This window comes from Sphingomonas naphthae (genome assembly GCF_028607085.1).
In the GTDB taxonomy this organism is placed as follows: domain Bacteria; phylum Pseudomonadota; class Alphaproteobacteria; order Sphingomonadales; family Sphingomonadaceae; genus Sphingomonas_Q; species Sphingomonas_Q naphthae.
This window is the reverse complement of record NZ_CP117411.1, coordinates 3,649,863-3,662,958: the sequence shown is the minus strand read 5'-3', so window position 1 is coordinate 3,662,958 and position 13,096 is coordinate 3,649,863. Positions and strand designations below refer to the sequence as shown.

The following is a 13,096-nucleotide window of genomic DNA, read 5'->3' as shown; positions in this document are numbered from 1 at the left end:
GCCAGCGCCAGCAGCAGCGCGACGAGGCGCGGCCAGAGGCCCGTCAGCGGCGTATCGCCTCCGCCAGCGCGAGCAGCTGCTTGGCCTCGTCGAGATGGAGTAGCTCGACCATCTTGCCGTTCACCCGGATCGCGCCCTTGCCCGCCGCCTCGGGGGCGGCAAAGCCTGCCACGATCGCCTCGGCCTCCGCGATGGCGTCCTCGGAGGGAGAGAAGGCCGCGTTGCAGGGGGCGATCTGATTGGGGTGGATCAGCGTCTTGCCGTCGAAACCGAAGCGGGCGCCCTGATCGCACAGCGCCGCAAAGGCGTCCCCGCCCGACAGATCGTTGCTCACGCTGTCGAACGCGACCAGCCCGTGGGCGCGCGCCGCCATCACCGTCATCGCCAGCGCGGCGTGGAGCGGCGCGCGATCGGCGCCGGGGGTGCAGCGCATCTCCTTGGCCAGATCGTTCGCGCCGACGATCAGCGCCGCCAGCGGCCGGGTGGCGGCGATGGCGTCGATATGCAGGATCGCGGCGCAGCTCTCGATCATCGCCCACAAGGGCACGCCCGGATTGAGCCGCAGCGCCAGCGCCTTCACCTCGGCCACGCAGCCGATCTTGGGGGCGAGGATCGCGTCGGGCGCCACCGTGCGCAGCGCCGCCAGATCCTCCTCGACCCACGGGCTTCCCAGCCCGTTGACCCGCACCACCAGCTCGCGATGGCCGAAGCCGCCGGCCTTCACCGTCTCCACCGCTCGGGCGCGCGCGGCGGCCTTCTCCTCGGGCGCGACGGCATCCTCCAGATCGAGGATCACCACATCGCTGTCGAGCCCGCGCGCCTTCTCGATCGCGCGGGCGTTGGAGGCGGGGAGGAACAGCGCACTGCGACGGGGGCGGATCATGCCCCCTTCATGCGGCGGGCGCCGCATCAGGGCAACAGGATCGTCGAGCCCGTGGTCGCCCGCGATTCGAGCGCGCGATGGGCGTCGGCCGCCTGCTCCAGCGGGAATCGCTGGCCGATCTCCACCGTGATGCTGCCGTCGCGGATCAGCGCGAACAGCCGTGCCGCCCCCGCCGCCCGCTCTTCCGGTTCGACATAATAATCGAACAATTTGGGCCGGGTGACGAAGGCCGAGCCCGCCTGGGTGAGGCTGCCCAGCGCCACGCCGGTCACCACGCCCGATGCGTTGCCGAAGCTCACCACCAGACCACGCCGGGCGAGGCTGGCGAGGCTCGCTTCCCACGTCGCGGCGCCGACGCCGTCGAAAACCACCGGCACGCCCGCGCCGCCGGTGATCTCGCGCACGCGCGCCGCGACATCCTCCTCGTCGTAGAGGATGATATGATCCGCGCCGGCCGCCGTGGCGCGCTCGGCCTTGGCCGCCGACCCCGCCGTGCCGATCACCGTCGCGCCGATCGCCTTCAGCCATTGCGTCAGGATCAGCCCGACCCCGCCCGCCGCCGCATGGACCAGCACCGTCCAGCCCGCCTGCACCCTGGCGGCGCGCTCCACCAGCGCCTCGGTCGTCAGGCCCTTCAGCAGGGAGGCGGCGACGGTCTCGTCGTCGATATCGTCGGGCACCAGGAACAGCGAATCGGCCGGCACCAGCCGCTCGGTCGCGTAGCTGCCGATCTTCGGGCCGAAGGTCGTCACCCGGTCGCCGATCTTGAACGCGGTCACGTCCGGCCCGACCGCCTCGACCACGCCGACCGCCTCCATGCCGATCCCGCTGGGCAGCGGCACGGGATAGACGCCGCCGCGATGATAGGTATCGATGAAGTTCACGCCGATCGCGGTGTGCCGCACCCGCACCTCGCCGGGGCCGGGCTGGCCCACCTCGACATCGACGATGCGGATCACCTCCGGCCCGCCGATGGCCTCGATTTTCGCTGCGCGTGCCATGATCGTTGCTCCCGAATGCGAAATGGGGCGTTACTTCGCCCGCCGACTTGAAACGGCACGGCACATAAGGATGACGATGCGGCTTGCCACCCTCTGTCTGCTGCTTATCGGCGCGGCGACCACCGCGCCCGCCGCGCCGCGCGACCGGATCGGCGACGAACTCGTGCTGGATATCGACAAGCCCTATGTCACCGCCAAGATCGGGCAGGCGACCCTGCTGCTGCGGGTGGATTTCGCGTCCAAAGACGTGGTCGAACTCAACACCCCCGCCGCGATTCGCACCGGCCTGCCGTTCGAGAACGGGTTCGAGGCGGTGATCGGCCCGATCAGCCTGCCCGGCATCATGGCGCGCGGGGTGATCGAGACGGGCGGCTATTCGGCCAAGGTGCAGGTCTCCAACCACAAGCGCGACTGCTGCATCGGCGCGGACGGGATGATCGCGCCGGACATGCTGCCCTATCGCACCGTCCGCCTCGTCCGCGCCGCCGGCCCCGCCCCCGGCGAGGTGGTGAGCGAGCAGCGGCTGGACAATGCGGACGGCACCGGCCTCAATTTGCTGCTCTCCACCCCCAAGGGGCCGATGCGGCTGCAACTGGCGCTGTGGCAGAGCCGCAGCATCGCCACCGCCGCCGCCGGCGCGCGGCTGGCGCAGATGGGCGAGGGGCGGCTGACCGGCGCGGTGTTCAACACGCCCGGCCCGTTCGGTATCGATCGCCCCTCGCGCCTGCTGAAGCTCGGCCAGCCCGTCAAGCTGGGCGGCTTCCGCTTCGATCAGCTGGCGATGCGGCTGGGCGACTTTCGCGGCAACCTCAACCAACCCGCCGTCTCCGAAAGCGACAGCGACGACATCCTCGTCGAAGGGCGGCGCAAGGCCGATCAATTCGCCTGGCCGGTGATCTATGTCGGTCGCGACCGGCTGGCGAAGTGCAGCGAGATCAGCTTCCGCCGCAAGCCCGACCGGGTGACCCTCTCCTGCCTGCCGCCCCTTGCGGCGGCGGGATAGCCTCCCCACCCTTCAAGGGATGCGACGCCTCCTCCGCCTCACCTTGCCCTTCCTGCCGCTGGCGCTGATCGCGGCCGCGCCGGCGGGCGCCCCGGAAGTTTATGATCGGGCCGAGCTGTACGACCGCATCGTTTCCGACGTGGACCGGCTCTATTGGGACAAGGCGCGGCTGGGGCCGAACTGGGCCGACGCGGTGGAGCGCAACCGCGCCAGGGCCATCGCGGCGCGCAACCCGCGCGACTTCTACGGCGCGGTGCAGGCGATGCTCACCACCATCGGCGACAGCCATGTCTATGCCGTCGGCCCGGCCACCGTCGCGCTCGACAAGGCGCGCGCCGCCGGCGAGGCGGGGTCGAGCTTCGGCTTCTCCTTCTGGCGCGACGGCGCGGCGTGGCGCATCCTCTCGGTCAAACCCGGCAGCCCCGCCGCGCGCGCGGGCATCCAGATCGGCTGGCAGCTCGTGTCGATCGACGGCGAGCCCGCCGGATCGGATTTCCGCTCCTCGCTGGATCGCGATTCGAAGCTGCTGTTCCTCGACGATGGCGGCCGCCCGCGCAGCCTCACTCTGCGCGGTGCGTTGATCGCGCCCGAGCCCGAGCGCCGCGCCGAGCGTCTCCCCGGCGGCATCCTCCACCTCGCGCTCGACGTCTTTTCGCCCGGCGCCGAACGCTGGGTGGGCGATCAACTGCGCGACGGTCCGCCGCCCGCCGGGGTGATCCTCGACCTGCGCGAGAATGAGGGCGGCGACGCCGACGCCATCGCCCGCGTCGCCGGCCGCTTCTTCCTCGAGAAGCAGACGCTGCTCCGCCGCACCCACCGCGACGGATTCGAGGATGTGCCGATCGCCGGCGCCGGCCGCCGCGCTTATGGCGGGCCGCTCGCCGTGCTCGTCGGCCCGCGCAGCGCGAGCGGGGCCGAGGCGATCGCCGCGATGATCGACGAATCGGGGCGCGGGCTGACGGTGGGCGACAAGACATCGGGCGCGCTCACCGGCGCCGACGAGATCGACCTGCCCGATGGCGGAATGCTCTCGGTCGCGGTGTTCGACATCCGCACGCCCTCCGGCCAGCGCATCGAGGGGCGCGGCTTCACCCCGCGCTACGTCGTCCGCCCCACGGTGGCCGATCTGCGCGCCGGCCGCGATCCGGTGCTGGAGAAAGCGGTCGCGCTGTTGCAGGAGGGGTGACCGGAACGGGAGACCTGCATGATACGGACGATCATCCTGAGCCTGCTGCTGGCGACCACCGGTGCGGCATCGGCCCAGGCCCAGTCCATTTCGGCATCGGACAGGAAGCAGGGCACCGCCGCCAACCCCAAGCTGATCGAGGAGTTCGGCGGGGCCTATACGGGGCGGCAGCACGAGCTGGTCGAAGTGGTTGGGCGCAAGGTTGCGGTGCAGTCCGGCCTGTCTCGTGACGGATCGGACTTCACCGTGACGACGCTCGATTCGCCGGTGGAGAACGCCTTCGCGATTCCCGGCGGCTATATCTACATCACCCGCCAGCTGCTCGCGCTGATGAATTCGGAAGATGAGCTGGCCTCGGTGCTGGGGCATGAGGTGGGCCATGTCGCCGCGCGCCACGCCGCCGGGCGCAACAGCCGCACCATCATCGGCGCCATCCTCGCCGCCGGCGCGACCCTGGCGACGGGAAGCGACGCGGCCGGGCGCATGGTGAATACCGGCGCGCAACTCTACACGCTCAAATATGGCCGTGATCAGGAATATCAGGCCGACGCGCTCGGCATCCGCTACATGACGTCGGCCGGCTACAATCCCTATGCCTCGCCCGAAATCTTGGGCGCGCTCGATCGATCGACGCGGCTGTCGGCGCAGGCGGCGGGGCAGGCCGCGCAGAATGTCCCGACCTGGATGTCGACCCATCCCAATTCGGCCGCCCGAGTCGAGCGCGCCGCCGGCCTCGCCGCCTCGACCGGCAAGCCCGAGCCGGGGCCGGAGCAGGATCGGCCCTTCCTGATGATGCTCGACGGCCTGCCCTATGGCGCGGCGAAGGACGGCACGGTGGTGCGGCTGGTGACGGTCGGCAGAGGTGACACGCCCGATTCGCTCGCCGCGCGCATGGCGTTGCCGACCTTGAAGCTGGAACGCTTCCTCACGCTCAACGGGCTGGCGGCGGGCGAGGCGCTGGCGCCCGGCAGGCTCGTGAAGCTGATCGTCGCGAGGTAGAGCGGGCCTCAGCCCAGCGCCGCCTGCTTCGCCTCGGCGATGCGATCCAGTTCCGCCCGGCTCTTCTTCTCCGCCGCCGTTTTCAGCTGGCCGCAGGCGGCTTCGATATCGCGGCCGCGCGGGGTGCGGACGGGGGCGGAGATGCCGCCCTCGAACACGATGTTGGAGAAGGACCGAACCCGATCCGGCGTCGAACATTCATAGGGCGCGCCGGGCCAGGGGTTGAACGGGATCAGGTTCACCTTGGCGGGCAGCTTATAGTGCTTGAGCAGCCGGACCAGCTCGTGGGCGTCGGCGTCGCTGTCGTTGCGATCCTTCAGCATCACATATTCGAAGGTGATGCGGCGCGCGTTGTTGGCGCCGGGATAGGCCGCGCAGGCGGCGAGCAATTCCTCGATGCCGTATTTGCGGTTCAGCGGCACGATCTCGTCGCGCACGTCCTTGGTGACTGCATGGAGCGACACGGCGAGGTTGACGCCGATCTCGCGCCCGGCGCGCTCCATCATCGGGATCACGCCGGCCGTGGAAAGGGTGATGCGGCGCTTGGAGAGCGCGAGGCCGTCGCCGTCCATCACGATATCCAGCGCATCGCGGACATTGTCGAAATTGTAGAGCGGCTCGCCCATGCCCATCATCACGATGTTGGTGAGCATCCGCCCCTCGGGCTGCGACGGCCATTCGCCGAGCGCATCGCGCGCCAACATGACCTGGCTGACGATCTCGCCTGCGGTGAGGTTGCGGACGAGGCGCATCGTGCCGGTGTGGCAGAAGCGGCAGTTGAGCGTGCAGCCAACCTGGCTGGAGACGCAGAGCGTGCCCCGATCCGCGTCGGGGATGAAGACCATCTCATAATCCTGGCCGTCGCCCGATCGCAGCAGCCATTTGCGCGTGCCGTCGGTCGAGACCTGCGCCTCGATGACCTCGGGCCGGCCGATCGCGAACCGCTCGGCGAGCCACGGGTGCATGGTCTTGGCGATGTCGGTCATCACCGCGAAATCGGTGGCGCCGCGATTGTAGATCCAGTGCCACAATTGCTTGGCGCGCAGCTTGGCCTGCTTCGGCTCAAGGCCGGCGTCGGCGAGGGCGGCGCGGATCTGGTCGCGGGACAAGCCGAGCAGATCGGTGCGGCCATCGGCGCGCGGCGTGAGCGCGCGGGCGACGGGCACCGGATCGATGTGGCCGGGGATGGGCATCAGAGCGTTCATGGAGGCGCGCGATATAGCGGAAGGCGCGGGATTTTTCCAGCGGTGGCTTCAAGCCCCGCCACGTCCTTGCGGGGCGCCTGGCGGCGACGCAATTCAGCGGTGGAGGGTGGCGCTGGATTCCTTCGCTGCGCTCGCCGATGGCGGCCGGCACTTCAACACTCCACCACGTTCACCGCCAGCCCGCCCAGGCTCGTTTCCTTGTACCGGCTCTGCATATCCTCGCCGGTCTGGCGCATCGTCTCGATCACCGCGTCGAGGCTCACGATGTGGCGGCCGTCGCCCTGCATCGCCAGATAGGCGGCGTTGATCGCCTTCACCGCGCCCATCGTGTTGCGCTCGATGCAGGGGATCTGCACCAGCCCGCCGATCGGGTCGCAGGTGAGGCCGAGGTTATGCTCCATGCCGATCTCGGCGGCATTCTCGATCTGCTGGTTGGTGGCGCCCAGCACCGCCGCCAGCCCCGCCGCCGCCATCGAGCAGGCGACGCCGACTTCGCCCTGACACCCCATTTCGGCGGCCGAGATCGACGCGCGCTTCTTGTAGAGAAAGCCGATCGCGGCGGCGGTGAGGAGGAAGCTGCGCACCCCTTCGGCATCGGCGCCGGGAACGAATTTCTCATAGTAACGGATCACGGCGGGGATCACGCCGGCCGCGCCGTTGGTGGGGGCGGTGACGACCCGGCCGCCGGCGGCATTCTCCTCGTTCACCGCCAGCGCGAACAGGCTGACCCATTCGAACACCCGCGCCGCCTGTTCGGAAGCGGGCTGCGAGCGGAGGCGGGCGTGGATCGCGCGGGCGCGGCGCTTCACCTTGAGGCCGCCGGGGAGGATGCCCTCCTGCCGCACGCCGCGATCGATCGATGCGCTCATCGCCGCCGCCACCGAATCGAGGAAGGCGGCGGTTTCGGCCGGCGGGCGCCACGCGCGCTCGTTGGCCAGCACGATCGCGGCGATGGAAAGCCCCGTCTCCTCACCCGCCGCCAGCATCTCGGCGCCGGAAGAGAAAGGCAGCGGCTGGACATGATTGTGCCCCGGCCCGATCGCGGCGGGATCGACCCCGGCCTCCACCACCGCGCCGCCGCCGATCGACCAATATTCCCGCGCCATCACCGCCTCGTCGCCGACAAAGGCGGTGAAGCGCATCGCGTTGCTGTGGCCTTCGAGGAAGGTGCCCATGTGAAGCAGCAGGTCGGTCGCCTCGTCGAAGGCGACGGTGCCGGCGGGACCGGTGAGGCGGCCCTGCTCGCGGATCGCGGCGACGATCGCGCCCATCGCCTCGGGATCGACCGTTTCGGGGCGGTGGCCGGAAAGCCCCAGCAGGATCGCGCTGTCGGTGGCATGGCCGCGCCCGGTGAGCGCCAGCGACCCGTAGAGATCGGTCAGCAGCCGGGTCGGCGTGAGGCCGGCGGCGGCGACGGCCTCCACGAACATCAGCGCCGCGCGCATCGGGCCGACGGTGTGCGAGGAGGAGGGGCCGATGCCGATGGTGAAGAGATCCATCACGCTGATCGCGGCGGCGGCGTCGATCGATTTCATCGTCCAGCCTTACGCTTGGTCGCGCCCGTTGGGCAACGCGCTGTTGCGGTCAGTGCGGCTTGTGCCTGATCCGGCTTTGCCGGATCAGGAGCGGCACCGGCCATCCGCGTGAGCGGATCAGAGGAGACAGAGCATGACGATGCGGGACAGCGATGTGGACGGGGTCGAGATGGTGATCCTGCCGCCGGTGCGCGATCTGGGCGACGGCTTCCGGGTGCGCCGCGCGCTGCCCTCGGCGCATCGCCGGATGGTCGGGCCGTTCGTGTTCTTCGACCAGATGGGGCCGACGGTGATGGACGCCGGCCACGGCCTCGACGTGCGGCCCCACCCGCATATCGGACTGGCGACGGTGACCTATCTGATCGAGGGCGAGATCTTCCACCGCGACAGCCTGGGATCGGCGCAGGCGATCCGGCCGGGCGCGGTCAACTGGATGACGGCGGGATCGGGCATCGTCCATTCCGAACGCTCCAGCCCGGAGGTGCGCGCGGCGGGCGGGCCGCTCTATGGGCTCCAGACTTGGGTGGCGCTGCCGGCCGATCAGGAGGAGGTCGCCCCAGCCTTCACCCATTATCCCGCCGACGCGATCCCCACCGAGAGCGCCGACGGCGTGACCGTCACGCTGATCGCCGGCTCGCTGGACGGGCTGGTGTCGCCGGTCGCGACCCTGTCGGCGATGGTCTATGCCGACGTGCGCCTCGCCGCCGGCGCGCGCTGGCGGGTGAGCCCCGAACATGTCGAGCGCGCCTTCTACGTGCTCGATGGCGAGGTCGCGGTCGTCGGGCAGACGGGCGTGTTCACGCAGCACGAACTGATCGTGCTGAAGCCGGGCGCGGAGATCGTGCTGACCAGCGAACGGCCGGCGCGACTGATGCTGGCGGGCGGCGAGCCCTTCCCCGAGAAGCGCACCATCTACTGGAATTTCGTGTCGAGCCGCGCGGACCGGATCGAGCAGGCGAAGGCGGACTGGCGCGATCGGCTGTTCGCGGAGGTGCCGGGCGAGAGCGAGTTCATCCCGCTGCCGGACGAGCCGAAGCCGGTGCGCTATCCCTGATGTGCCACCCGGGGCGCATCACGTCATCAGACGGAAAAGCTGGTCCCGCAACCACAGCCGCTGGCAGCATTGGGATTGGCCACCTTGAACGCGGCGCCGCCCAGCGATTCGACGAAATCGACCTCCGCGCCCTGCACGAGATCGAGGCTGACCGGATCGACCACCAGCCGCACGCCATCCTGTTCGGCGACGGAATCATCGGCGTCGATCGCCTCGGCCAGCCCGAATTTGTACTGGAAGCCGGCGCATCCGCCGCCATCGACGGCCAGCCGCAGGATGGCGGGCTTGCCCTGCTTCGCCGCGATCGCCGCCACGCGGCGGGCGGCGGAAGGAGTGAGAGCCAGCATGGTCATGTCGCGAAGATAGGCGCCGGGGCCGGCTGCGGCAATGGCGCCGGCTCGATCCTGTCGCCGAATCGCATCACGAAGCCATTTCATTCCCGCCAAGGGCGTTGCGCTGCCGCACCCCGAGCGGCTAAGCGGTTGCCATGGGCCTGCTTATGAACATCTTCACCTGGTGGAACGGTGCCACATACGGCACCCGCATCTTCTCGTCCCGCAACGGCGCGAAGGTCGGCACCGATACGCTCGGCAACGTCTATTTCGAATCGAAGAAGCCGATCGACGGGCGCACCCGTCGCTGGGTGATCTATTCGGGCGCCAACGACGCGAGCCGCGTGCCGCCCGAATGGCATGGCTGGCTGCACAACACGACCGATCTGATTCCCGACGATCTGCCCCCCGCCCGCGTCTGGGAAAAGCCGCCCGTGCCGAACCTGACCGGCCGGGTCGACGCCTATGTGCCGGCCGGCGCCATCGCGCGCGGCGGCCATCGCGCGGCGGCGACGGGCGATTACGAGGCGTGGAGCCCCAACTGACATGAAGAGCCTGCTGCGCGAGAATATCGGCGAGGCGGTGCTGGGCCTCGCCGTCGTCATCCTGGCGGTGTGGTTCGTCGCCTCGGCCTGGGCGCGCACCGGCGGCGGGCAGAAAGCGAACGCCATCGAGGTGACCGCCATGTTCCCCAACGCCAGCGGCGTGAACGTCGGCACCGACGTGAAGGTCTCCGGCCTCAAGATCGGCAGCGTCACCGAACAGACGCTCGATCCCAAGAGCTTTCAGGTCGCGGTGAAGATGGCGCTCGATCCCGCCGTCAAGCTGCCGTCGGACAGCACCGCCATCGTCACCTCTGAAGGGCTGCTCGGCAGCACCTTCGTCAGCTTCACGCCCGGCGGCAGCGAGGTCGCGCTCAAGAGCGGTGACGTCATCACCGACACGCAGGGTTCGATGGACCTGATGGCGCTGATCGGCCAGTTCATCAACGGCAGCAAGGGATCGGGCGCCACGCCCGCTCCGGCCCCGGCACCCGCCCCGTGACGATGCCCCGCGCGCGCCTCGCCCTGATCGGCGGGGCGGTGCTGCTGGCCTCCGGCGCCGCGGTCGGCACCGCGATCCAGAACGGCACGCTCGTCATCCCCGACAGCGACCGCGCCGTGCCGCCCGAGGCGGTCTCCGCGCTCACCCAGGCGACCTCCGAAGCGGCCGACGCGCCCACGTCCACCGCCTCCGACAAGCCCAAGGCCGCGCCGCTCGCCCCGCTCGCCCCGCTCGTCAAGGACGAGACGCCGATGGCCGAGCGGGTCGCGGTGCTGGGCGTGCTCAACAAGCGCAGCGGCGTCTCGCGCGACGTGACGCTGAAGCCGGGGCAGGCGATCAAGCTGGGCAACCTCATCGTCCGCCTGCGCGCCTGCGAGACGACCGATCCGATCGAGCCCGAACAGCTCACCGGCGCCTTCGTCCAGGCCGACGTGCAGGGCCGCGACGCGGCGTGGCGGCGGATCTTCTCGGGCTGGCTCTACAAGGAGAGCCCGTCATTGAACGCGGTGCAGAGCCCGCTCTATGACGTCTGGCCCAAGAGCTGCGCGATGACGCATCCCGATATCGGCCCGGATACCGTCTCGGCCTCCGCCCCGTCGGGCGCGCCGCGCCGGTCGAGCGCGAAGAAATCGACCGGCGAGGGCGATGCCGCGCCGGTGGCCGCGCCCATCCCCAACGCCTCGTCCAACAATCCGGCATAGGCCGTCCGGTCGATCTCCACCGCGCCCAGCGACGCGAGGTGATCGGTGATGAACTGGCAATCGAGCAGGCGGAAGCCGCCCACCTTCAGCCGCGCGACCAGATGCGCCAGCGCCACTTTCGAGGCGTCACGCTCGCGGCTGAACATGCTCTCCCCGAAGAAGGCCGCGCCCAGCATCACGCCATAGAGGCCGCCGACCAGCTCGCCCCCGCGCCAGCATTCGACCGAATGGGCGTAACCGCGCTGGTGCAGCTCGGCATAGGCCGCCTCGATCTGCGGATTGATCCAGGTATCGTGGCGGCGCTGGGTCGGCTCGGCACAGGCTGCCACCGTCTCCCCGAAGGCGGTGTCCGCCGTGACCGTGAAATGATCGGATCGCAGCCGCTTGGCGAGCGAGCGTGACAGATGGAAGCGATCGAGCGGCAACACGCCCCGCTTCTTGGGTTCGACCCAGAAGATGTCCCGCGCGGCGCGGCTGTCCGCCATCGGAAACACGCCGACGGAATAGGCCCTGAGCAGCAGATCGGGATCGATCGGCGACATGGCCGCGATGCTAACCCTTCGCTGCGCTGCCGCGAAGAGATTCGTTCATCTTCGTGTAAGTTTTCTTGAACGACCGATCAGCCGAAGCTGGCCTTCAGCCCGTCGATCACGAATTGCGCCGCCAGCGCGCCCAGCAGCACGCCGAGCAGCCGGGTGATCGCCGCCTCGATCTTCGGCCCCAGCGCGCGCATGATGGCGCCCGCCGCCAGCAGCGAGAGCAGGCTGAGGATCAGCACCACCGCCAGCGCCGCGAACGACACCGCCAGTTCGGTCGGCCCGTGCGCGCGCTGGGCGAGCAGCATCACGGTCGCGATCGATCCCGGCCCGGCGATCATCGGCAGCGCCATCGGGAAGACCGAGATGTCCTCCATCGGCACATGCTTCTCGGCCGCCTCGCGGTTGATCTTCTCGGCGCGCTCCTCGCGGCGCTGGGTGCGCTTTTCGAACACCATCTCCAGCGCGATCAGGAACAGGAACAGGCCGCCGGCGATGCGGAAGGCGCCCAGGCTGATGCCGATCGCGTCCAGCAGGGTCCGGCCGAACAGCCCGAACACCAGCAAGATGCCGCCCGCGATCAGGACCGAGCGGATCGCCATGGCGCGGCGATGCGCGGCCGAGCCCCCTTGCGTCAGGCTGGCGAAGATCGGCGCGCAGCCCGGCGGATCGATCACCACGAAGAGCGTGATGAAGGAGGAGAGGAAGAGGCTGAGGATCGGCGTCACGTCACAGCCCCTCGGGCGCCGCCAGCCCCGCGCGCCGGCAGGCGGCGACGAGCGTGTTGCGCAGCAGGCAGGCGATCGTCATCGGCCCGACTCCACCGGGCACCGGCGTAATCGCGCCCGCCACGTCGACCACTTCGGAATACGCGACGTCGCCGACGAGCTTCGTCTTGCCCGCGCCCGCATCGATACGGTTGATGCCCACGTCGATCACGGTGGCGCCCGGCTTGATCCACTCGGCCCTTACCATCTCCGCGCGGCCGACGGCGGCGACGACGATATCCGCGCGGCGCACGATGCCGGGCAGGTCGCGCGTGCGGCTGTGGGCGATCGTCACGGTGCAATCCGCCTGGGTCAGCATCGCCGCCATCGGCTTGCCGACGATGTTCGATCGGCCGATCACCACCGCCTCCAGCCCCTTCAGGCTGCCCAGGCGATCCTGCAACAGCATCAGGCAGCCGAGCGGGGTGCAGGGCACGAAGCCCGCCTGCCCCGTCGCCAGCCGCCCGGCGTTGACGACATGGAAACCGTCGACATCCTTGTCGGGGTCGATCGCGGCGATCACCGCATCCTCGGCGATCTGCGGCGGAAGGGGGAGCTGGACGAGGATGCCGTCCACCGCCGGATCGGCGTTGAGCGTGGCAACCAGCGCCAGCAGATCGGCCTGCGTCGTGTCGGCGGGCAGGCGATGCTCGAAGCCCGCCATGCCGGCCTCCTCGACCGCGCGGCCCTTCGATCGGACATAGACCGCGCTTGCCGGGTCTTCCCCCACCAGCACCACCGCCAGCCCCGGCGCGCGGCCGGCGGCGGCCGCGAAGGCGGGCACGGCATCGGCCACGCGGCCGCGCAGGCCGGCGGCGAACGCCTTGCCGTCGATCAGCGCCGCACCCAC

The 13,096-nt window shown here is 70.0% G+C and carries 14 protein-coding genes and 1 pseudogene; 7 read left to right on the top strand and 8 right to left on the bottom strand.

Going from position 1 to position 13,096, the window contains the following annotated elements:
- Positions 1-43: 43 nt before the first annotated feature.
- Positions 44-883: an HpcH/HpaI aldolase/citrate lyase family protein gene (locus PQ455_RS17690; RefSeq protein WP_273687614.1), complete on the bottom strand. Its 840-nt coding sequence runs from the start codon at positions 881-883 to the stop codon at positions 44-46.
- Between the two features lie 26 nt (positions 884-909).
- Positions 910-1,884, bottom strand: a complete 975-nt coding sequence (locus PQ455_RS17685) for a quinone oxidoreductase family protein (RefSeq protein ID WP_273687613.1) — start codon at positions 1,882-1,884, stop codon at positions 910-912.
- A 76-nt stretch (positions 1,885-1,960) separates the two neighbouring features.
- Here PQ455_RS17685 and PQ455_RS17680 point away from each other — a divergent pair, with 76 nt between their 5' ends.
- Genes PQ455_RS17680 through PQ455_RS17670 form a run of 3 tightly spaced genes read left to right on the top strand, consistent with a single transcriptional unit; the run spans position 1,961 to position 5,072 of the window.
- Positions 1,961-2,887 (top strand): hypothetical protein, encoded by a 927-nt coding sequence (locus tag PQ455_RS17680; RefSeq protein WP_273687611.1) that lies wholly within the window; start codon positions 1,961-1,963, stop codon positions 2,885-2,887.
- A gap of 19 nt (positions 2,888-2,906) precedes the next feature.
- The gene (locus PQ455_RS17675; RefSeq protein WP_273687609.1) at positions 2,907-4,073 is read left to right on the top strand and encodes a S41 family peptidase; all 1,167 of its coding nucleotides are present in this window, start codon (positions 2,907-2,909) and stop codon (positions 4,071-4,073) included.
- 18 nt (positions 4,074-4,091) lie between these two features.
- Positions 4,092-5,072, top strand: a complete 981-nt coding sequence (locus tag PQ455_RS17670) for a M48 family metalloprotease (protein ID WP_273687607.1) — start codon at positions 4,092-4,094, stop codon at positions 5,070-5,072.
- Between the two features lie 8 nt (positions 5,073-5,080).
- Here the strand turns inward: PQ455_RS17670 and rlmN are convergent, their stop codons facing one another.
- Entirely contained in the window at positions 5,081-6,265 is a 1,185-nt protein-coding gene (rlmN, locus tag PQ455_RS17665) for a dual-specificity RNA methyltransferase RlmN (RefSeq protein ID WP_273687605.1), read from the bottom strand.
- A gap of 164 nt (positions 6,266-6,429) precedes the next feature.
- Positions 6,430-7,812: an L-serine ammonia-lyase gene (locus PQ455_RS17660; RefSeq protein WP_273687604.1), complete on the bottom strand. Its 1,383-nt coding sequence runs from the start codon at positions 7,810-7,812 to the stop codon at positions 6,430-6,432.
- A 133-nt stretch (positions 7,813-7,945) separates the two neighbouring features.
- Between PQ455_RS17660 and PQ455_RS17655 the strand changes: the two genes are divergently transcribed.
- The gene (locus PQ455_RS17655) at positions 7,946-8,866 is read left to right on the top strand and encodes a pirin family protein (RefSeq protein ID WP_273687602.1); all 921 of its coding nucleotides are present in this window, start codon (positions 7,946-7,948) and stop codon (positions 8,864-8,866) included.
- Between the two features lie 26 nt (positions 8,867-8,892).
- Here the strand turns inward: PQ455_RS17655 and erpA are convergent, their stop codons facing one another.
- On the bottom strand, positions 8,893-9,219 hold the full coding sequence (erpA, locus tag PQ455_RS17650) for an iron-sulfur cluster insertion protein ErpA (protein ID WP_273687599.1): 327 nt from the start codon (positions 9,217-9,219) through the stop codon (positions 8,893-8,895).
- Positions 9,220-9,353: 134 nt separating this feature from the next.
- Here erpA and PQ455_RS17645 point away from each other — a divergent pair, with 134 nt between their 5' ends.
- The 3 genes and pseudogenes from PQ455_RS17645 to PQ455_RS21015 form a co-directional block, all read left to right on the top strand.
- Positions 9,354-9,743 (top strand): NADH:ubiquinone oxidoreductase subunit NDUFA12, encoded by a 390-nt coding sequence (locus PQ455_RS17645; RefSeq protein WP_273687596.1) that lies wholly within the window; start codon positions 9,354-9,356, stop codon positions 9,741-9,743.
- 1 nt (position 9,744) lies between these two features.
- Entirely contained in the window at positions 9,745-10,242 is a 498-nt protein-coding gene (gene mlaD / locus PQ455_RS17640; RefSeq protein WP_273687595.1) for an outer membrane lipid asymmetry maintenance protein MlaD, read from the top strand.
- A gap of 2 nt (positions 10,243-10,244) precedes the next feature.
- A pseudogene (locus PQ455_RS21015) lies at positions 10,245-10,727 on the top strand (DUF2155 domain-containing protein); the annotation flags it as partial.
- A 35-nt stretch (positions 10,728-10,762) separates the two neighbouring features.
- Here PQ455_RS21015 and aat read toward each other — a convergent pair.
- From aat to folD, 3 genes are all read right to left on the bottom strand, one after another.
- Positions 10,763-11,485 (bottom strand): leucyl/phenylalanyl-tRNA--protein transferase, encoded by a 723-nt coding sequence (gene aat / locus PQ455_RS17630; RefSeq protein ID WP_273687593.1) that lies wholly within the window; start codon positions 11,483-11,485, stop codon positions 10,763-10,765.
- A gap of 77 nt (positions 11,486-11,562) precedes the next feature.
- The gene (locus PQ455_RS17625) at positions 11,563-12,198 is read right to left on the bottom strand and encodes a MarC family protein (protein ID WP_273691438.1); all 636 of its coding nucleotides are present in this window, start codon (positions 12,196-12,198) and stop codon (positions 11,563-11,565) included.
- Positions 12,199-12,208: 10 nt separating this feature from the next.
- Positions 12,209-13,096 carry a bifunctional methylenetetrahydrofolate dehydrogenase/methenyltetrahydrofolate cyclohydrolase FolD gene (gene folD / locus PQ455_RS17620; RefSeq protein WP_273687590.1) on the bottom strand — a complete coding sequence of 296 codons (888 nt, stop codon included), beginning with the start codon at positions 13,094-13,096 and terminating at the stop codon, positions 12,209-12,211.